At 72.0% G+C, this 18,900-nt stretch carries 16 protein-coding genes; 10 read left to right on the top strand and 6 right to left on the bottom strand.

The genetic code is table 11. From position 1 onward, the window contains the following. Positions 1-10: 10 nt before the first annotated feature. The gene (locus tag AC07F3_RS19570) at positions 11-1,402 is read right to left on the bottom strand and encodes an MFS transporter (protein WP_479115675.1); all 1,392 of its coding nucleotides are present in this window, start codon (positions 1,400-1,402) and stop codon (positions 11-13) included. A 75-nt stretch (positions 1,403-1,477) separates the two neighbouring features. On the opposite strand from AC07F3_RS19570, the gene AC07F3_RS19565 reads away from it, so the two are divergent. The 8 genes from AC07F3_RS19565 (at position 1,478) to AC07F3_RS19530 (ending at position 10,317) form a co-directional block, all read left to right on the top strand. Continuing rightward, positions 1,478-1,843: a MerR family transcriptional regulator gene (locus tag AC07F3_RS19565; protein ID WP_479115673.1), complete on the top strand. Its 366-nt coding sequence runs from the start codon at positions 1,478-1,480 to the stop codon at positions 1,841-1,843. Positions 1,844-1,873: 30 nt separating this feature from the next. Continuing rightward, positions 1,874-2,278 carry a VOC family protein gene (locus AC07F3_RS19560; protein WP_479115671.1) on the top strand — a complete coding sequence of 135 codons (405 nt, stop codon included), beginning with the start codon at positions 1,874-1,876 and terminating at the stop codon, positions 2,276-2,278. Positions 2,279-2,376: 98 nt separating this feature from the next. Continuing rightward, positions 2,377-2,871, top strand: a complete 495-nt coding sequence (locus tag AC07F3_RS19555; protein ID WP_479115669.1) for an NUDIX hydrolase — start codon at positions 2,377-2,379, stop codon at positions 2,869-2,871. A gap of 180 nt (positions 2,872-3,051) precedes the next feature. Next, positions 3,052-4,365, top strand: coding sequence for an ROK family protein (locus AC07F3_RS19550; protein ID WP_479115667.1), 1,314 nt, complete (start codon positions 3,052-3,054; stop codon positions 4,363-4,365). A gap of 297 nt (positions 4,366-4,662) precedes the next feature. Further along, a complete protein-coding gene (locus AC07F3_RS19545; protein ID WP_479115862.1) occupies positions 4,663-6,033 on the top strand; it encodes a family 2B encapsulin nanocompartment shell protein in 1,371 nt (456 codons plus the stop codon). Then, positions 6,020-7,285, top strand: a complete 1,266-nt coding sequence (locus AC07F3_RS19540; protein WP_479115665.1) for a SufS family cysteine desulfurase — start codon at positions 6,020-6,022, stop codon at positions 7,283-7,285. The genes AC07F3_RS19545 and AC07F3_RS19540 overlap by 14 nt, the downstream gene beginning before the upstream one ends. A gap of 192 nt (positions 7,286-7,477) precedes the next feature. After that, entirely contained in the window at positions 7,478-7,825 is a 348-nt protein-coding gene (locus AC07F3_RS19535; protein ID WP_479115663.1) for an SH3 domain-containing protein, read from the top strand. A gap of 368 nt (positions 7,826-8,193) precedes the next feature. Continuing rightward, on the top strand, positions 8,194-10,317 hold the full coding sequence (locus AC07F3_RS19530) for an NPCBM/NEW2 domain-containing protein (RefSeq protein ID WP_479115661.1): 2,124 nt from the start codon (positions 8,194-8,196) through the stop codon (positions 10,315-10,317). Positions 10,318-10,435: 118 nt separating this feature from the next. Here AC07F3_RS19530 and AC07F3_RS19525 read toward each other — a convergent pair whose 3' ends face one another. From AC07F3_RS19525 to AC07F3_RS19515, 3 genes are all read right to left on the bottom strand, one after another. Then, positions 10,436-11,143: a class I SAM-dependent methyltransferase gene (locus AC07F3_RS19525; RefSeq protein WP_479115659.1), complete on the bottom strand. Its 708-nt coding sequence runs from the start codon at positions 11,141-11,143 to the stop codon at positions 10,436-10,438. Between the two features lie 64 nt (positions 11,144-11,207). Continuing rightward, positions 11,208-12,005, bottom strand: a complete 798-nt coding sequence (locus tag AC07F3_RS19520) for a lysophospholipid acyltransferase family protein (RefSeq protein ID WP_479115657.1) — start codon at positions 12,003-12,005, stop codon at positions 11,208-11,210. After that, positions 12,002-12,754, bottom strand: a complete 753-nt coding sequence (locus AC07F3_RS19515; RefSeq protein ID WP_479115861.1) for a GNAT family N-acetyltransferase — start codon at positions 12,752-12,754, stop codon at positions 12,002-12,004. The genes AC07F3_RS19520 and AC07F3_RS19515 overlap by 4 nt, the downstream gene beginning before the upstream one ends. A 370-nt stretch (positions 12,755-13,124) precedes the next feature. On the opposite strand from AC07F3_RS19515, the gene AC07F3_RS19510 reads away from it, so the two are divergent. Then, the gene (locus tag AC07F3_RS19510) at positions 13,125-14,603 is read left to right on the top strand and encodes a peptidoglycan D,D-transpeptidase FtsI family protein (RefSeq protein WP_479115655.1); all 1,479 of its coding nucleotides are present in this window, start codon (positions 13,125-13,127) and stop codon (positions 14,601-14,603) included. 69 nt (positions 14,604-14,672) lie between these two features. Here the strand turns inward: AC07F3_RS19510 and AC07F3_RS19505 are convergent, their stop codons facing one another. Further along, entirely contained in the window at positions 14,673-15,692 is a 1,020-nt protein-coding gene (locus AC07F3_RS19505) for an alpha/beta fold hydrolase (protein WP_479115653.1), read from the bottom strand. A 251-nt stretch (positions 15,693-15,943) separates the two neighbouring features. Here AC07F3_RS19505 and AC07F3_RS19500 point away from each other — a divergent pair, with 251 nt between their 5' ends. Continuing rightward, a complete protein-coding gene (locus AC07F3_RS19500) occupies positions 15,944-17,419 on the top strand; it encodes a hydrolase (RefSeq protein ID WP_479115651.1) in 1,476 nt (491 codons plus the stop codon). 40 nt (positions 17,420-17,459) lie between these two features. Here AC07F3_RS19500 and AC07F3_RS19495 read toward each other — a convergent pair whose 3' ends face one another. After that, positions 17,460-18,710, bottom strand: coding sequence for a cytochrome P450 (locus AC07F3_RS19495; protein WP_479115860.1), 1,251 nt, complete (start codon positions 18,708-18,710; stop codon positions 17,460-17,462). Positions 18,711-18,900: the final 190 nt, after the last annotated feature.

The following is an 18,900-nucleotide window of genomic DNA, read 5'->3' as shown; positions in this document are numbered from 1 at the left end:
GGGGGCGACCTCAGCCCACCAGGACCCGCCGCGCGGGATCGTCGGCCGCGGGCCGTTCGCGGCGGGCGGCGACGAGTCCCGCGCCCGCGGCGGCCGCGGCCGTGGTGAGCAGGAAGGCGAGCCGGAAGCTCGCGTGGTCGGGTGAGGGCCCCAGGGTGAGCGTCAGAACGGCGACGGTGACCGCGCCGGACAGGTACTGGGACGTGGTCAACAGGGCGCCCGCGGTGGCCTGGTGGGCGGCAGGCACGTCATGGGTGCCGATGATGAACATCGACGTGTAGACGGCGCCGTGGCCGAATCCGCTCAGGAGCAGGCCGGGCAGCAGGTCCGCGGCGTACGAGTCGCCGGTCAGGGCGAGCGAGAGCCAGAGCAGTCCGGCGGCCGCCAGCGCGAAACCGGCGACCAGCACGGCCCGTGGCCCGACGCGGCGCACGGCCCGGCCCGCGGCCGCGCTGCCCGCCGTCACCATCACGGCGAGCGGCAGGAAGGCGAGCCCGGCCGCCAGCGGCGTATAGCCCTTGAGGGACTGGAGGAGCAGGGTCAGGAGGTAGAACTCCGAGCCCACGCTCGCCATGTACAGCGCGGTCGCGGCGGCCCCGGTGCGCAGCGAGCGGGTGCCGCGCAGGACGGGTTCGATCAGGACGGTGCGCGAGGTCGCCTCGCCGCGCAGGAAGGCGGTCAGGAACACCACGGCGAGGCCGAGGCAGACCAGGGTGGGCGCCGCGCTCCAGCCTTCACCGGAGCCAAGGGTGAGGCCGAGGACGAGGGTGAGCACGGTGCCGGTGCCGAGCAGGGAGGCCAGGACCGGGGCCGGTCCCGCCGGTGCGGTGTCCCGGGGCCCGCGCACCCACAGGGCTGCGCCGAGCGCGCACAGGAGGGTGAGCGGCACGTTGATGACGAACGTGAGCCGCCACGAGGCGGAGGTGAGGAGTCCGCCGAGGATGGCGCCCGCGGCGAGCCCGGAGGCCCCCACCGATCCCCACACCGCGAGCGCCCTGCCGCGCCGGGGACCGGCCGGGAACGTCGTGCCGATCAGGCCGAGCACGGCGGGCTGGAGCAGGGCGGCGCCCAGTCCCTGCGCCCCGCGCGCGGCGAGCAGCACCGTCCCGTCCTGGGCGGCGCCGCCCACGGCACTGGCCGCCCCGAACGCGACGACCGCCACCACGAACAGCCGCTTGGCGCCGACCCGGTCCGCGAGCCGGCCGCCGACGACGAGGAAGCCCGCGAACAGCACCGCGTACGCGCTCACCACCCACTGCGCGAGCGAGGGCGCGAGCCCCAGGTCGTCCGCGATGCTCGGCAGCGCGATGTAGATGATCGAGTAGTCGAGGGCGATGAGAAACTGCGCGACCGAGAGGACGGCCAGGGTCGCCGCCGGGGCGGACGGTCTCCGTGTGATCATGAGGCCATCGTCGAACCTTGACACTAGTGTCAAGGGAAGCCCGACCGGAAAAGGTCCCGTCCAGGAGGTGCCACCGTGCGCATCGGAGAGCTGTCCGCCCGCACCGGCGTACCGACCCGGCTGCTGCGCTACTACGAGGCCCAGGCCCTGCTCGCCCCGGACCGGGCGGCCAATGGATACCGCGACTACGACGAACACCTGGTGGAGCGCGTCACGCAGATCCGTGGCCTGCTCGACGCGGGGGTGCCCACCCGCATCATCAAGGAGATCCTGCCGTGTCTGGACGGCCCGGACTCGATCCATGTGAGCGGTGCGAGCGCCGCTCTGATCGAGAACCTGGAGCGGCACTGGGCCCAGATGGACGCCAAGATCCAGTGCCTCAGCAGGAACCGGGACGCGATCCGCGACTACCTGGACACGGTGCGTGAGTCCGGGCGTTAGCGGGGGCGGCACGCGGGCACTCGTCGCGGCATGAGTGTTCAGAAGACCAGCATCCTCGTCCTGGACTGCGCCGAGCCCGTCGAACTCGCCCAGTTCTACGCCCAGTTGCTCGGCGGCGAGATCGAGACCGCCTGCGATCCGGACTTCGTCGAGATAGTCGGCGCGCAGGGCACCCACCTCGCGATCCGCCGCGACCACGGCTACGCCCCGCCCAGCTGGCCCCGGCCCGACGACTCCCTGCAGGCGCACCTGCGGATCGTCGTGGCGTACGGCGACATGGACGCCGCCGAGCGCGAGGCCATCACGCTGGGCGCGACCCCCGTGGACACCAAGGACAACAACGGGCCGCGCGACGAACGCGTCTACGCCGACCCGGCCGGGCACTCCTTCACGCTCGCCGTCTCGGCCAAGCGCTCCGAGCAGTCCGGCTCCTGAGCGCTCGCGGCCAGGGGCGGGCGCACTCCGCTCCCGCTCCGGATGGCCGCCGCACGCGCCCCATGGCGCCGGGCGCGGTGGGCCAGCAGACTGGCGTCATGGCCGGAAAACGCAGCGCTGGGCTCCTGCTGTACCGCAGGGCGGGGGACGGCTTCGAGGTGCTCGTCGGGCACATGGGCGGCCCGTTCTTCACGGGCCGGGACGCCGGCGCCTGGTCGGTTCCCAAAGGTGAGTACGGCCCCGAGGAGATGCCGGAGGCGGCGGCCCGGCGCGAGTTCGAGGAGGAGCTGGGCCTGGCGCCACCCAAGGGCCCGCTCGTGCCGCTGGGAGAGATCGTGCAGCGGGGCGGCAAGACCGTGACGGTGTGGGCGGTCGAGGCCGACCTGGACCCGGCGGACGCGGTGCCGGGCACGTTCACCATGGAGTGGCCGCGCGGATCGGGGACCCTGCGCGAGTTCCCCGAGATGGACCGCTTCGCCTGGCTCACCCCCGACGCCGCCGCGCCCCTGCTGGTCCACGGCCAGCAGGCCTTCCTCGAACGCCTCGCCGACCACCTGCGCGACGGCTCACCGCAGGGCCACAACTCGCCTTAGCCGCAGCCAGGTTGGACCCGTCGACGGTGTCGCGCACCGACGCCCGTGGCCCTGCGATCGACAGCACGCCCCCTCCCGGTCGTAGCGCCTTGGTTCAAGCCGTGAGTCGAGCGGCGGAACAGGCACGCGGCCACCCCTCCCGCATCGGTATGTTGCACGCAGGGAGGGGGAGGGAGCCGCATGGCCACACCGAACGCCAGGACCGTCCGCGACCTGCGCCGCGACAACCGCGGCGCGGTGCTGCGACGGCTGTACTTCGACGGCCCGACGAGCCGGCAGGCGCTCGGCCCGGCCACGGGGTTGAGTTCGGGCTCCATCAGCAACGTCGTCACCGAACTGCTCGCCGACGGCCTCCTGGAGGACGCCGGGGTGGTCGGCTCCGACGGCGGAAGGCCGCGCACCCTGCTGCGGATCGCTCCCGACAGCGGACACCTCATCGGCGTGGACGTCGGCGAGACCCGCGTCAGGGTCGAGCTCTTCGATCTCGTGTTGCGCGAACTCGCCCGCGCCGAGCTTTCGTTGGAGGCGGGAGGGTTCGACGTCGGGCACGTCGTCCGCCACATCCGCGAGGGGGTGGCCGCCGTACTGCGCGAGAGCGGCCTCGATCCGCGGCGGCTGCTCGGCGTGGGGGTCGGCGTGCCGGGCATCGTCGACCGGAGCTCCCCCGAGGGGGCCGTGGTGCACGGGCAGACCATCGGCTGGGACGCGGTGCCGCTTGAGTCGCTGCTGCGGGACGCCCTCCGACTCCCGCCCGGCACGCGGTACTTCATCGACAACGGCGCCAAGACGCTGGGTCAGGCCGAGATGTGGTTCGGTGGCGGCCGCGGCGCCCGGGACGCGGTGATCGTCCTGATCGGCTCCGGCGTCGGCGCCTGCGTCGTCTCGCGCGGCGCGATCCACGGGGGCGCGCACAGCAGCGCCACCGAGTGGGGCCACACCACCGTGCACGTGCGCGGTCGGCGCTGCCGGTGTGGAGCGCTCGGCTGCCTGGAGGCGTACGCGGGCGCCGAGGCACTCGTCGGGCGCTGGCGCGAGGCGGGCGCCGAGCTGCCCGCCCAGACCTCCGAGGAGGAGGCCCTGACCGCGCTGCTCGCCGCCGCGTACCCCCGGGACGAGGGCGTCGCCGCGAGCGCCGCGGCCCTGGAGGTGCTCGCGGAGACCGCCGAGTACCTGGGCGCCGGCCTGTCCGACCTGATCAACCTCTACAACCCCGAGCGCATCGTCATCGGCGGCTGGGCGGGGCTGCGGCTGGGCCCGCACCTCCTTAAGTCCGTACGCCGCCACGCCACCGCCTACGCCCTGCGCCACCCCGCGGAACGCGTCACGATCGAACTCGGCAGGCTGGGCCCGGACGCCGTCACCGTGGGTGCGGCCACCCTGCCGCTGGCCGGGTTCTTCGCGCGCGGCGGTCACCGCGCCGAAGCGGCCGAGCAGGAGGCGCCCGCCGAAAAGGCGGGCTGGCGCACATCGGTGGCACGGCGGGCGGCCCGCTGATCATTTCCCGGTGAATTCGCGCCGCAGATCCAGGAATTCGACCGGAAATCAGCATTCCCATAAGTCGGGCTTTCAGGATCTAATAGTCGGTGCGACGAGTTTGAATCGCGTCTCTTATGCGGTGCGCCACACCGGCCCCGACCTGCGCCGGAGCGGTTTTTGGCGGCCCTCGCGGCGCCATTTCCGGCCTGCCCCTGGCACATGCCTCTTGTGGTGCCCGAATTCCAGGAACACCATCGGTCCTCGTCCAACCCCGTCGAGGAGGTACCGGTGAACGCTCCTGTGAATAACCAGCGGATGAGTCTCGGCCCGGACGCGGCACGGCAACTCGCCACCGCGACCAAGACCGTTCCGCAGATGCGCGGCATCACCCCGCGCTATCTGCTGCGCGCCCTGCCCTGGGTGGACGTCGAGGCCGGTGTCTACCGGGTCAACCGCCGCCGCTCCTTCGTCCTGGGCGACGACCGGATCAGCACGTACGACGAGGACGGCACCCCGCGCGTCATGCCGGGCGACCTGCGTGAGCTGCCCTACTTACGCGACGCCGAGGACGCGCTGCTCGGCGAACTCGCGGGCGCCTTCACCCCGGTGACGTTCGACGCGGGCCAGGTCCTGGTCCAGGAGGGCGACCCGGCCGACCGGCTGTGGATCCTGGTGCAGGGCCGCGCGGAGAAGCGGGTCACCGGCCGCTACGGCGAGGACGCCCTGCTCGAAGTGGCGGGCGACGGCCAGTTCTTCGACCTCGACGCGTGGACCCGCGGCGAGGCGATGCCCTACCGGGTCAAGGCGCTCACGCCCGGCACGGCCCTGTGCGCCGAGCGGTCCGCGCTCACCCAACTCGCCGACCGGAGCGAGCAGTTGCGCACCGCCATGGACATGTACGCCACGGGCGACACCGTCAAGCCGGGCTCCGAGGTGCCCATCGACCTCAGTTCCGGGCACGTCGGCGAGGTCGACCTGCCCGGCACCTACGTCGACTACGAGGACGCGCCGCGCGAGTACCACATGACGCTCGCCCAGACCGTGCTGCGGGTGCACACCCGGGTGGCGGACCTGTACAACGGCCCGATCGACCAGACCCGGGCCCAGTCAAACCTGACGGTGCAGGCCCTGCGCGAGCGGCAGGAGGCGGCGCTGCTCAACCACCCCGAGTTCGGCCTGCTCAACAACGTCTCCGCGGGCCAGCGCGTGCAGTCCCGCACCGGCTCGCCGACCCCCGACGACCTCGACGAGCTCCTCGCGAAGGTGTGGAAGCAGCCGGGGTTCTTCGTCGCGCACCCGAGGGCGATAGCCGCGTTCGGCCGCGAATGCACCCGGCGGGGCGTGCCGCCGGTGACCGACAACCGGTTCGGCAGCCCGATGCTCACCTGGCGCGGGGTGCCGCTGCTGCCCTCCGACAAGGTCAGGTTCTCCGGCGGCGGCAGCGTGGGCACCACGGAGATCCTGCTCATGCGCACGGGCGAGGCCGAGCAGGGCGTGGTCGGGCTGCGTCCGGCCGCGGTGCCCGACGAGATCGAACCGGGCCTGTCCATGCGGAACATGGGCGTCGACCAGAAGGGCATCACCTCGTACCTGATGACCGCGTACTTCAACACGGCCGTCCTGGTGGAGGACGCGATCGCGGTGCTCCAGAACGTCGAGGTGTCCAACTACCATGACTATTCCTGAGGTCACGGAGCGCACCGTCGCCGGCCGCCGGCCGGGCACGTTCTCGCCCGAGGAGGCGCGCAAGGACTTCCCGATCCTGCACCGCACGGTCAACGGGCATCCGCTGGTCTGGCTCGACAACGCGGCCACCACGCAGAAGCCGCGCCAGGTCATCGAGGCGCTGGCCGGTTACTACGGTGCGGCGAACTCCAACATCCACCGGGGCGCGCACACCATGGCCCGCGAGGCCACCGAGATGTACGAGGCGGGCCGGGCCGCGGTCGCGGACTTCCTGGGCGCTCCCTCGCCCGACTCCATCGTGTTCGTCCGGGGCACGACCGAGGCCGTCAACCTGGTCGCTCAGAGCTGGGGGCGGGCGAACCTCGGCCCCGGCGACGACATCCTCGTCCCGGTCCTCGAGCACCATTCGGACATCGTCCCCTGGCAGTTGATCGCGAAGGAGACCCGGGCGCGCGTCGTCCCGGTGCCGCTGCTCGCGGACGGGCGCATCGACCAGGACGCCTACGCCGACCTGCTTTCCTCGCGCACCCAGCTCGTCGCCATCAGCCAGGCCTCGAACGTCCTGGGCACCGTGCCGCCGGTGCGCGAGATGACCGCGCTGGCCCACCGGTACGGCGCGAAGGTGCTGGTCGACGGCGCGCAGGCGGTCGCCCACATGCCCGTCGACGTGACCGAACTGGACGCGGACTTCTACGCGTTCTCCGGTCACAAGCTGTACGCCCCCACGGGCATCGGCGCGCTCTACGTCAAGCCGGAGGTCCTGGCGGGCCTGCGGCCCTGGCAGGGCGGCGGCAACATGATCGACTCGGTGTCGTTCGAGCGCACCACCTTCGCCCCGGTGCCCCATCTCATGGAGGCCGGCACCGGGCACATCGGCGGCGTGGTCGGGCTGCTCGCCGCCCTGAACTGGTTCACGTCCTTCGACCGCACCGCCGTGGCCGCGTACGAGGACGGGCTCACGGCGTACGCGCAGCAGGCGATGGGGATGGTGCCGGGCCTGGAGATCCTGGGGTCGGCGCCCGGCCGGATCGCGGTGCTCACGTTCACCCTGGCGGGCCACGACCCGGCGGAGATCGCCTCGTGGCTGGACCGCGACGGCATCGCGATCCGGGCCGGCCACCACTGCGCGCAGCCCGCCCTGGCCCACTACGGACTGGAGTCGGCGGCCCGCGCCTCCTTCGCGCTCTACAACACCCCGGAGGAGGTGGACCAGCTCGTCGCCTCGCTCATGAGCCTGCGGGAATCGGCCTGACCCGCGCACAGCACTCCCTCGTGGCCCCGTGCCGCCCGCGAGACACCGGGCGGCACGGGGCCGCGAGCCGTGGGCGGTGGGCGTCCGGGTCGCATCCCGCGTGGACCGGGTGTGTGATGGAAGGGACGCGTCGAGGGGCCCGGCCGTGATCCGCCGGACCCCAGGGGGCAGCAGTGACGAAGGGAGTCGCTCATGCACACCGGACGCACACGTCGAGCCGTGGCCGCGGGCCTGCTCGCCTGCGGTCTTTCCGCGGGCAGCGTCGCCATGGCGGTCACCGCCGCCGCGGCCCCGGCCCACCATGACGACGGGAGCGTGTGGGGCACCGTCACCTCACGCATCGAGCTGAACATCCGGGACGAGCCGAACCTGCGCGCCGACGTGGTCACGAGTCTGGCGCCGGGCGCCCAGGACCGCCTGGAGTGCAAGACCCACGGGTCGAGCGTCGACGGCACCAGCTGGTGGTACTGGCTGGACCGGGCCGGTGGCTGGGCGAGCGCCGCCTACGTCGACGCGCACGGCCGCGTCCCCGACTGCTAGCGACCCCCCACCGGACCGGGCCGTGCGCCCGGTCCTCCTGGTCCATCCATCGGTCGCGACGGAGCCCCACCGCATGCCGCGGTGGGGCTGCCGCGATGTGCGGGCCGTTCCACTCGCCGACGCGCTCACCCCGTCCTCGCCGCGCGGGGTGGCCGCACGTTCTCGCGGCCCCGCTCCCGCAGGCGACGCCTTCCCGTGACCCCACCGCCCGCCGAGGGGCCCGCGCGCCAGCCCGTCATGGCCCGGAGGGGCACTTTCGCGACTCCCCCTCCTCTTCTCTTGACATGCACGTGACTGACCGCTGAGATGTGGTTGCTTTCGTTCGACGCCGTTCGTTTGTGCGCCAAATACCCTCACTGGAGCCGCACTTGACTACCGAACTGCACAGTTTCAGACAACGCCTGATCGCCACCCTGGGCACGCTCGCTCTCGTCGCGGGCGGCGTGACGGTCGCCGTGGAGGTCGCGGCCGCGCCGCCCGCCGCGGCCGTGGACAACGGTCTGGCGCGCACCCCGCAGATGGGGTTCAACAACTGGAACTCCACGCACTGCCGTGCCGAGTTCAACGAGTCGATGGTCGAGGGCATCGCGGACGCCTTCGTCGCACAGGGCCTCAAGGCCGTCGGCTACACCTATGTCAACATCGACGACTGCTGGGCGCTGCCCGACCGGGACGCCTCCGGCAACCTCGTCCCCGACCCGGTGCGCTTCCCGCACGGCATCAAGGCGGTCGCGGACTATGTGCACGCCAAGGGGCTCAAGTTCGGGCTCTACTCCAGCGCGGGCACCAAGACCTGTGACACCCAGGGTTTCCCCGGCGGCCTGGGCCACGAGCGGCAGGACGCGAACCTGTGGGCGTCCTGGGGCGTCGACTACCTCAAGTACGACAACTGCAACAACACCGGCGTCGACGCCAAGCAGCGCTACCAGGCGATGGGTGACGCCCTCAAGGCCACCGGCCGGCCCATCCTCTACAGCATCTGCGAGTGGGGCTCCAACCAGCCCTGGAACTGGGCGCCCGGCATCGGCAACTCCTGGCGCACCACGGGCGACATCAGCGACAACTGGTCGAGCATGATCGGCATCGCGCACCAGAACCAGTCCCTCGCGCCGTACGCCGGTCCCGGCGGCTGGAACGACCCGGACATGCTGGAGGTGGGCAACGGCGGCATGACGGACACCGAGTACCGCACCCACTTCAGCCTGTGGTCCCAGATGGCGGCGCCGCTGCTCATCGGCAGCGATCTGCGCAACCCGAGCGCGGCCACCCTCGCCATCCTCAAGAACACCGACGTCATCGCGGTCGACCAGGACCCGCTCGGCAAGCAGGGCACGGTGGTGTCCAGCTCCGGCGGCCTGGTCGTGATGTCCAAACCCCTCGCGGACGGCGGCCGTTCGGTCACCCTCACCAACGAGAACACCTCGGCCCGGACGATCTCCACGAGCGTCGACGCGCTCGGCATCGGCGGTGCCTCGTCCTACGCGCTCAAGGACCTGTGGTCCAAGGCGACGAGCAGCACCACCGGCACGATCAGCGCGTCGGTACCGGCGCACGGCACGGTGATGTACCGGGTGACGCCGGGCACCCCGGTGCCGCCGCCGAGCGGCCTCAACCAGCTCAGCGACCTGCCGTGGCTGTCGGCCGTGAACGGCTGGGGCCCGGTCGAGCGCGACCACAGCAACGGCGAACAGGCCGCCGGTGACGGCAGGACCCTCACCATCAACGGCACCACCTACGCCAAGGGCCTCGGCGCGCACGCCCCCTCGGACATCGCGTACTACCTGGGCGGCGGCTGCCGTTCGCTCGGGGTCGACGTGGGGGTGGACGACGAGTCCACGGCGGGCGGTTCGGTGGTCTTCCGGATCTACCGTGACGACACGCTGGTCGCGGACAGCGGGCTGCGCACAGCGAGCGATCCGGCCAAGCATCTGACGGCGGACCTCACCGGCGCCACCAAGCTGCGGCTCGTGGTCACCGACGGCGGCGACGGCAACACCTATGACCACGCCGACTGGGCGAACGCCCAACTGGCGTGCGGACGGGGCCCGTCGGCGGGCACCCACGCGGTCAGCGACCTGTCCTGGACGTCGGCGGCCAACGGCTGGGGGCCGGTCGAGCGCGACCGCAGCAACGGCGAGCAGGCCGCGGGCGACGGCACCACCCTGACCATCAACGGCACCACCTACGCCAAGGGCCTCGGGGTCCATGCGGCGTCAGCGGTGACGTACTACCTCGGCGGCACCTGCACCGCGTTCAACGCGAGCGTGGGCGTGGACGACGAGGTGGGCGCCAGGGGCTCGGTCGTCTTCCAGGTGTACCGCGACGGTACGCTCGCCGCCGACAGCGGCAAGGTCACCGGGGCGGACGCCGCCAAGGCGATCGCGGCGGACCTGACCGGGGCCAACGAACTGAAGCTGGTCGTGACGGACGCCGGGGACGGGGTCGACTACGACCATGCCGACTGGGCGGCGCCCCAACTGACCTGTTCCTGAGGCCAGTTGGCGGTGAGAGGCTCGCCTCCGCGCCACGGCGGCGGGCGGCAGCCCCGACGAGGAGCGAGTGAGCACGGCCGGGGCCCCGTCCTGATGGGCGGGGCCCCGTGCCGGTCGGCTACTTGGTCGCCACGACCAGCCGGGCCCGGGGGCTCTGGTCCGAGCGCCTGCCCAGCTCCTCCAGCGCGTACAGCTCCACCGCGAAACCGGCGGCCACGAGGTCGCGCCGGACATCGCCGAGGCGGAACCCCCGGTAGTACATGACGAACGGGGGACGCCACAGCGCGTTGCGCACCCGCATCGCCGCGTCGAAGCCCAGCAGGGCGAGGTGAGAGGGGCTGCCCGGCCGGGCGGGCGCCACCACCGGGAACGCGAACCGGCCGCCCGGCCGCAGCGCTGCGTGGACCTGCGCGAACAGGTTCGGCCGCTCCCTGGGCAGGAAGTGCCCGAACGCGCCGAAGCTGACGGCCAGATCGAACGCGGCGCGCAGCGGCAGCGCCCGTGCGTCGGCCCGCACCAAGGTGGCCTCCGGGTGCGCGCGGGCGGCGACGTCCAGCATTCCGGCGCTGATGTCGATCCCGGTGACTCCCTTCCGGCACACGGCCGCCAGGACGTCGAGGCCCGCGCCGGTGCCGCAGCACAGGTCGAGCCCCCGGTCGAAGGGGCCGAGCCCGTCGAGGACGGCCGCCACCGAATCGAGGACCGCCCCCGGCGTGCGGAAGGGCGTGTGGTCGAACTTGGGGGCCAGGAGGTCGTAGCCGTGCTCGACGGACGACAGCGCCTGGACGGCGAGCTCACGGAAGGTGGGGCCCTGGGGGGTGAACATGGCTGCCCAGCTTAGGGGCTGCGGCCGGAGACCTGATGTGCGCCGGGCGGGGCGGGCGCGCGTGTCAGACGGGCACGGCCTGTTCGGCGTGGGCGGGAGCACGGGCGCCGCGGACCGCCGCGTGGGCCTCGGCGGCCAGGATGCGGCGGTCGGTGCCCCACAGCGGCGGGTGCGCGGTGACCCGCACGCCCAGGTCGCGGGCGGCGGCCACCCGGCGCAGCGAGGTCGTGAAGTCGTCGCCGCCGAGGAAGGCCGCGACCGTGCTGGGGACACCGCGCTGTACGTAGTCGACGGTCATGGGCCGCACCGGCGCGCCCGCGTCGACGGCCGCCTGGAAGGCGGCCCGCCGGAACCGGCCGCCCGCCACGGTGCACCAGGTCGTCGCCTGCGGGAAGACCAGCACCGAACGGCCGGATTCGAGGGTGGCGGCCAACTCGGCGACCATGTACGGGAGTTCACGTACGGCGCCCCGGTCGATGAAGCGGGTGCCGATGCGGCGGGCCAGCGTGCCGACCACCGGCCACTGGCCCACTTCCCGTTTGGCGAGCACACTGACCGGCTCCACGGCGAGCAGCGCCACGGCGTCGAGCCAGGAGATGTGGTTGGCGACGAGCAGCGCGCCCCGGCCGCCCCCGGGCGGGACCGGTCCGGATTCGAGGCGTACGCCGAGGGCGTCGAGGACGGCGCGGGCCCGGGCACGCAGGACGGTGGGCGCGGCGAGCCGCTCCCCCAGCGCCACGGTGCGGATCAGGGTGTGGGTGAGCGCCGCGTACCGGCGGGCCGCCTCGGTCAGCGGCACGCGCGGCTCCGTCTCGCGCACACAGTCCGGGGTGCAGGGCGCCGCCACCGACCAGGGGTTCATCGGGTGTCCCCCAGGAAGTAGCGGCGGTAGCGCTCGCCGAGCCGGTCCATGTCGAGCAGCACGAAGAAGTCGGCCACATTGAACTCGGGGTCGTATGTGGGCGCGCCACACATCCAGGCGCCGAGCCGGAAGTAGCCGCGCAGGAGGGGCGGCAGGTCGGCGTGGCTGGGGCGGCCCTCCACCGGGCCCGCGGGCAGCCAGGGGCGGTGGGGGTGCACCCTGAGCTCGGGCGGCGAGGAGTGCTTGGCGTTGCCGAGCAGCCAGGCGCTGGAGGCGGCGGCGCCGCCGTCGGCCAGCGGCACGGACGCGCAGCCCGCCAGGTAGCGGTGGCCGGACAGCAGGACGTAGCGCGCCAGCGCGGACCACATCAGGTTGATGACCGCGCCCGAACGGTGGTCCGGATGCACGCAGGAACGCCCCGCCTCGATCATCGAGGGCCGCAGCGGGGTGAGCGCGTCGAGGTCGAACTCGCCCTCGCAGTACGACTGTTGGGAACGTCCGGGCGGCAGCAGCCGGTAGGTGCCGACCACGTCGCCGCTGGAGGTGTCGGTGACGATCAGGTGATCGGCGAGGGCGTCGAAGGCATCGATGTCGTGGCCGGGCAGCGAGGTGGTGAGCGTGGCGCCCATCTCTTCGCCGAAGACGCGGTACCGCAGCCGCTGGGCGGCCCGGATCTGCTGCTCGGTGTCCGCGATGGAGGTGACGTAGGAGGAGCCGGTGGCCGTGGTTGCGGTGGATATCGAGAGCATGGGTGTGGCGTTCTCCGCGACGTGGTGCACAGTCGAATCCCTCTGTGGTTTCCGCATGGGCTTCCGCGCAGTGAGTATGGGATCGCCATATGTGCTCCCGGTGAATTGCACACGACGCCGCGTCGGGCATTGCCCGGCTCGAAGACGCCCGCCACCCGGCCCGCACCGGTGCCCTCGATGACCGTTATGTGACCTTTCCGTAACAGCCGCACCGCGGGAAAGCGCCGCCCCGCACCGCTGTGACCTGCGCCGATAGGCGGATCCTTAAGACGTCGATGGGCTGACGCTCTTGGACACCGGGGCGCCCGGCCTGGTCTGCTGATCACTCGATGTCCGGTTCAACCCCATTCGGTACCTCTCTGGGAGTGTGATGAACAAGCCGCTGCGGCACATAGCCGTCTTCTGCGGGGTGATGGTGCTCGCCCTGCTCATCCGGGCGACCTGGGTCCAGTTCGTGAAGGGCGACGCCCTCGCCGCCGATGAGCACAACCGGCGGGTCCAGATCGAGGCGTTCTCGCAGCCGCGCGGCGACATCGTGGTCGGCGGGCAGCCGATCACCGGATCGGTGCAGACGCCCGGCTCCGACTTCAAGTACAAGCGGACCTACCAGGACGGCCCGATGTACGCGCCGGTCACCGGCTACCTCTCCCAGGCGCAGGGCGCCACCTTCCTGGAGGGCGTGCACGCGAAGGTGATGAACGGCAAGGACGACCGGCTCTTCCTCGACCGGACCAAGTCGATGCTCACCGGGAAGGCGCCGCGCGGCGGCGATGTGATCACCACCATCGACCCGGCCGCGCAGAAGGCCGCGTACAAGGGGCTGACGGACCTCGACGCCAAGGGCGCGGTCGTCGCCCTCGATCCGCGCTCCGGCAAGATCCTCGCGATGGTGAGCACGCCCTCCTACGATCCCTCCGTCTTCGCCGGGATCTCGAAGAAGGAGGGCGAGGAGTTCAAGAAGCTCGACGCCGACAAGAGCAAGCCGCTGAACAACCGGGCGATCCGCGAGGTGTACCCGCCGGGATCCACCTTCAAGATCCTCACCGCGGCCGCCGCCCTGGAGCACGGTGTGGTGAGCGACATCAACGCCCCGATGCCCGACGCCCCGGCCCCCTACACCCTGCCGCTCAGCACCACCCAGGTGGGCAACGACGTCGACAACTCGATGTGCGACAAGGTCTCCCTGAAGACCGGCATGCAGTGGTCCTGCAACAACGTGTTCCTGCAGACCGCGCTCAAGACCGGCAAGGACAGGATGCGCGAGACGGCCGAGAAGTTCGGCTTCAATCAGGAGCAGTTCACTCCGGTCCGCACGGCGAAGAGCGGCTACCCCAGCCAACTGGACAAGCCGCAGACCGCGCTGACCGGCATGGGCCAGGGCAGCCTGACCAGCACCCCGCTCCAGATGGCCATGGTGACCGCGGGGATCGCCAACAACGGCAAGGTCATGAAGCCGTACATGGTCGACGAGCTGCGCGGCCCCGACCTCTCGACCCTGGAGAAGGCCGAACCCGAGGTGCTCAGCCAGGCCGTCTCCGAGAGCACCGCGCACAAGGTGCAGGAGATGATGGAGTTCACCGCGAGCGACGGCACCGCGAAGAAGGTCAGGATGGAGGGCGTCACCGTCGGCGGCAAGACCGGCACCGCCCAGCACGGCGCCGATGTGCGCGAGGAGCGCCCGTACGCCTGGTTCGTGTCGTACGCCAAGCAGAGCGACGGCACCTCGCCGGTGGCGGTGGCGGTCTTCGTCGACCCGGCGGACATGGACATCAAGCGGTCCGAGATCGCCGGTGGCAAGCTGGGCGCGCCGATCGCGAAGTCCGTGATGGAGGCCGTCCTGAAGAAGTGACCGTGAACCTCTCCACGTCCGGCGCGCGGTCTCGTTCCTGAGGGACCCGGCCCCGCCCGACCGGCGGGGCTAGGTCGCGCTGCGCTCGCTCTCCACCCTCAACTCCCGCTCCACGACCGCCTCGTACGCCGGATCGGGCTCGGCCGCGGCGGTGCCGAACCGGCCGGCCCGCAGCAGGGCGTGCCAGCGCTCGGGGCTCCAGTCGGCGGGCGGGGTGGTCTCGATGAAGTCCTCGACCAGGGCGAGGAAACGGGCCGTGTCCGAGTGGAAGGGGAAGTGCCCGGCCCCCTCGAAGATCTCCAGCCGGCTGCCCGGCATCGCGGCGTGCGCGCGGTGGGCGTGCCGTTCGGGTACGACGCTGTCGCGCGAGCCCCAGATGAGCAGGGTGGGCATGCCCTGGGTCAGATAGCAGCGGTCGAGCATGGTGACGACCTGTCCGCGCCAGTCGACGACCGCGCGCAGGGTGCGGATGAAGACGCTGCGGGACCTGGCGTCGGGCAGCGCGTCCACGAGTCCGAGCAGCTCCGGGGCGTCCTGGCCGAGGTCGCTGTCGAGCAGCCGCATCAGCTCGATGACAAGGCGGGCCGGCCGGTGCATCCCGGGCCGCGCGAGCAGCGCGAGCAGCACCTCGGCGCCGGGCAGGGCCGCGGCGCGCAGGACCGGGTTGACCTCGCGGCCCACGCCCCCGGCGCCGACCAGGACGAGCCGCTCGGTCAACTCCGGGTACTGGTAGGCGCATTGCATGGCCACGCCGCCGCCGAGCGAGTGCCCCACCAGGGTGGCCCGTTCGATGCCGAGGACCCCGAGCAGGTCCCGGATGCCGTTGGCGTACGCGGCCACCGAGTAGTCGGCGCGCGGTTTGTCGGAGGCGCCGTGGCCGAGCAGATCGGGCGCGAGGACGGTGTAGCGGCGGGCGAGGCCGGGGATCAGCCCGGCCCAGGTGGCGGAGGAGTCGCCGATGCCGTGGATCAGCACGACGGGCGGCCCCTGCCCCGCGGTCCGGTACGCCCGGCGGTACCCGTGCACCACGCGGTGGCGCAGCCGCACGTCCTGGTCGTCCACCGGGCGCAGCCTCGTGCCAGTAGCCATCGACAACCTCCCCGATCACGCCCGCACCACTGCCCCGTGCGCGCTCCCCGTCAGCGTTCCCGGTAACGAGCCTAGAACCAGCGGCGCATGCTCGATTACCAGCAGATTTCGCCACGAACAAGCCTGCCGTCGCACCTTTCTGCCATGTACGGTTCAACCGCGCGCTGCGCAGGCGTCCGTACAACGACGTTCTACGCGCGCAGACTTGGTGTCCCCACCACCTTGCCCCCACCCTCACGGAGGTACGCAGGATGCTCGGAGCCAGAAGTTCCGGACGCTCCCACCGCCGGACCGCCGGTGTGCTGACCGCACTCGGCGCGCTCGTCGTCGCGGGCGGCGCGGCCGCCCAGGCCGCCACCCCGCCCGCGTCACCCGCCCCCCGGGCCGCGGCCGCCACCCAGCACCGGGTGCTGTTCGACAACTCCAAGGCGGAGACCGCCGGCAACGCCGACTGGATCATCAGCACCAGTCAGCCGGACCCGCTCGGCGAGAACCCCTCCCCCAGCGCCGAGGGCGACTGGACGGGCGCGCTGTCCTCCTGGGGCGTGGCGCTCCAGAAGACCGGCAACTACGCCCTCAAGACGCTGCCTTCGGGCGGCACGATCACGTACGGCACCTCTTCGGCGACGGACCTCAAGAACTTCGACACGTTCGTGATGCCCGAGCCGAACGTACTGCTCAGCGCGTCCGAGAAGACCGCCGTGATGCACTTCGTGCAGAACGGCGGCGGACTGTTCCTCATCTCCGACCACACCGGCTCCGACCGCAACAACGACGGCGCGGACGCGGTGAAGGTCATCAACGACCTGATGACCAACAACAGCGTGGACTCCTCGGACCCGTTCGGCTTCTCGGTCGACTCGCTCAACATCGGCACCGACAACCCGCGCGCCATCAGCGACGCCTCCGACCCGGTCCTGAACGGCTCGTTCGGCAAGGTGACCGGCAGCATCATCCGCAACGGCACCACCGCGACCCTCAAGCCGTCCGACAACCCGGCGGTCAAGGGCGAGGTCTACCGCACCGGCTACTCCGGCAACACCGGCGCCTTCTTCGTCACCAGCACCTTCGGCAGCGGCCGCGTCGCCTTCTGGGGCGACAGCTCACCGATCGACGACGGCACCGGCCAGCCGGGCAACACCCTGTACGACGGATGGAACGACCCGGCGGGCACCGACGCCGCGCTCGCCCTGAACGCCACCGAGTGGCTCTCGGGCGCGGGCACCACCACCGGGGGCGGCGGCACCCCGACCCCGTGCACCCCGGCCCAGCTGCTCGCCAACCCCGGCTTCGAGTCGGGCAGTTCGGGCTGGACGGCCACCAGCGGCATCATCAACACCAGCAGTGGCGAGCCCCCCTACGCGGGCGCGTACAAGGCCTGGCTCGGCGGCAAGGGCACCGCGCACACCGACACGCTGGCCCAGACGGTGACGATCCCGGCGGGCTGCGCGGCCTCGCTCGGCTTCCAGCTGCACATCGACACGGACGAGACGACCACGAGCACGGCGTACGACACCCTCAAGGTCCAGGTGGTCGGCAGCGGCGGATCGGTCCTGGCCACCCTCGCCACGTACTCCAACCTGGACGCGGCGGACGACTACACCCAGCAGACCTTCGACCTCGGTGCCTACGCGGGGCAGACGGTGACGCTCAAGTTCACCGCCACCGAGGGCTCCAAGCTCCAGACGTCGTTCGTCATCGACGACACCGCGCTCACGGTGAGCTGATGAGCGCGCCCGCCCGGGTTCCCGGCCCGGGCGGGTGTGGTCAGCCCCGCAGCCGCACCGGCAGGGACTCCACCCCGTACACGATCGACAGCTTGCGGAAGGCGAGTTCCTCGGCCGGGATGGCCAGGCGCATCTCGGGGAAGCGGCGGACGAGGGCGGGGAAGGCGGCGCGCAGTTCCATGCGGGCAAGCTCCGCCCCGATGCAGCGGTGGATGCCGTAGCCGAAGGCCAGGTGGCCGCTCGCCCTGCGGGACGGGTCGAAGCGGGCTCCGTCCGGGGTGAACGCGGCGTCCCGGTTGGCGCCGCTCAGCGAGCACAGCACCATGTCGCCCTTGGGGATGCGCACCCCCGCGATCTCGACGTCCTCGCGGGCGAAGCGCGGGAAGGCCAGCTGCACGACGGTGAGGTGGCGCAGCGCCTCCTCGACGAACGTCGCGGCCGCCGCCTCGTCGTGCGCTATTCGCGCGAAGGCGTCCGGTTCCCGGAGCAGGACGAGGGCGCCGAGCGCCAGCATGCTCGCGGTCGTCTCGAACCCGCCGGTCAGCACTCCGTCGGCGAGGCCCGCGAGTTCGTCGTCCCCGACGCTGTCCCCGTGCTCCTTGACGATCATGCCGATGAGGCCGTCGCCCGGGTTCTCGCGCTGCTTCTTGACCACGTCGCGGAAGTAGGACAGGGAGGCCGACATCGCGCCGAGCGGGGCGGTGGCGCCGGCGAACAGGTCGAAGCGCTCCATGGCGAGCTGCTGGAAGTCGTTGCGGTCCTCGTAGGGCACGCCGAGCAGTTCGCAGATGGTCAGCGAGGGGATGGGCAGCGCGAAGGCCTCCACCAGGTCGACCGGCCCGTCCGCGGCTTCCATCGCGTCGAGCCGTTCCGCGACGAGGGCGTCGATGCGCGGGGTCAGCCGGCGAAGGCGCCGCATGGTGAACTCGGGCGTCAGGATGCGGCGCAGCCGCGTGTGCACCGGCGGATCGCTGAAGCCCAGCCCGCCCGGGTGCTGCTCCTCGACGACGCCCGCGTTGCCCGCGAGGTGGGTGAAGTCGTTGCTGAACCCGTCGGTGGAGCCGAGCACCGCCTTCACGGCGTCGTGGCCGGTGACGACCCAGGCGTCCATGCCGAACGGCAGCGGGACCTTGCTGACCGGCTCCTCGGCCTGCCGGGCGGTCAGCTCGGCCACCGGGTCGAGGCCGTCCCGGCGCAGCGGCATCAGCAGCGCGTCGGGCAGGAGCGAGATCGTGCCGGGCCCGATGCCGCGCTTCTGGATCCTGGCAAGGTAGGTGCGCCCGAGCCACATGGTGACTCGGGAACGGAGATTTACCCTCAAGGCGGACTCCAAGGACAAGTAGTGCGGCCAGGGCACCGGGTACGGACTGAGTGGCTCAGGATAAGTGGCTCGGCACCCCTGCCGGGCCGCCAGGGGCCCAGCTCACGAGCAGTTCGCGGCCGTGACCGGCCCGCCCCCGCGCGAGCCGGGGTGGCCGATC

This window comes from Streptomyces sp. NPDC045846, from assembly GCF_056431605.1.
This window is presented reverse-complemented; position numbering and strand designations above follow the sequence as displayed.

Bases quoted from the DNA above. Each gene is read 5' to 3' on its own strand.
- AC07F3_RS19560 (WP_479115671.1), top strand. From the start codon at position 1,874: ATGAGTGTTCAGAAGACCAGCATCCTCGTCCTGGACTGCGCCGAGCCC.
- AC07F3_RS19525 (WP_479115659.1), bottom strand. From the start codon at position 11,143: ATGTTCACCCCCCAGGGCCCCACCTTCCGTGAGCTCGCCGTCCAGGCG.
- AC07F3_RS19535 (WP_479115663.1), top strand. From the start codon at position 7,478: ATGCACACCGGACGCACACGTCGAGCCGTGGCCGCGGGCCTGCTCGCC.
- AC07F3_RS19545 (WP_479115862.1), top strand. From the start codon at position 4,663: ATGAGTCTCGGCCCGGACGCGGCACGGCAACTCGCCACCGCGACCAAG.
- AC07F3_RS19510 (WP_479115655.1), top strand. From the start codon at position 13,125: ATGAACAAGCCGCTGCGGCACATAGCCGTCTTCTGCGGGGTGATGGTG.
- AC07F3_RS19520 (WP_479115657.1), bottom strand. From the start codon at position 12,005: ATGAACCCCTGGTCGGTGGCGGCGCCCTGCACCCCGGACTGTGTGCGC.
- AC07F3_RS19505 (WP_479115653.1), bottom strand. From the start codon at position 15,692: ATGGCTACTGGCACGAGGCTGCGCCCGGTGGACGACCAGGACGTGCGG.
- AC07F3_RS19500 (WP_479115651.1), top strand. From the start codon at position 15,944: ATGCTCGGAGCCAGAAGTTCCGGACGCTCCCACCGCCGGACCGCCGGT.
- AC07F3_RS19570 (WP_479115675.1), bottom strand. From the start codon at position 1,402: ATGATCACACGGAGACCGTCCGCCCCGGCGGCGACCCTGGCCGTCCTC.
- AC07F3_RS19555 (WP_479115669.1), top strand. From the start codon at position 2,377: ATGGCCGGAAAACGCAGCGCTGGGCTCCTGCTGTACCGCAGGGCGGGG.
- AC07F3_RS19540 (WP_479115665.1), top strand. From the start codon at position 6,020: ATGACTATTCCTGAGGTCACGGAGCGCACCGTCGCCGGCCGCCGGCCG.
- AC07F3_RS19495 (WP_479115860.1), bottom strand. From the start codon at position 18,710: ATGTGGCTCGGGCGCACCTACCTTGCCAGGATCCAGAAGCGCGGCATC.
- AC07F3_RS19550 (WP_479115667.1), top strand. From the start codon at position 3,052: ATGGCCACACCGAACGCCAGGACCGTCCGCGACCTGCGCCGCGACAAC.
- AC07F3_RS19515 (WP_479115861.1), bottom strand. From the start codon at position 12,754: ATGCTCTCGATATCCACCGCAACCACGGCCACCGGCTCCTCCTACGTC.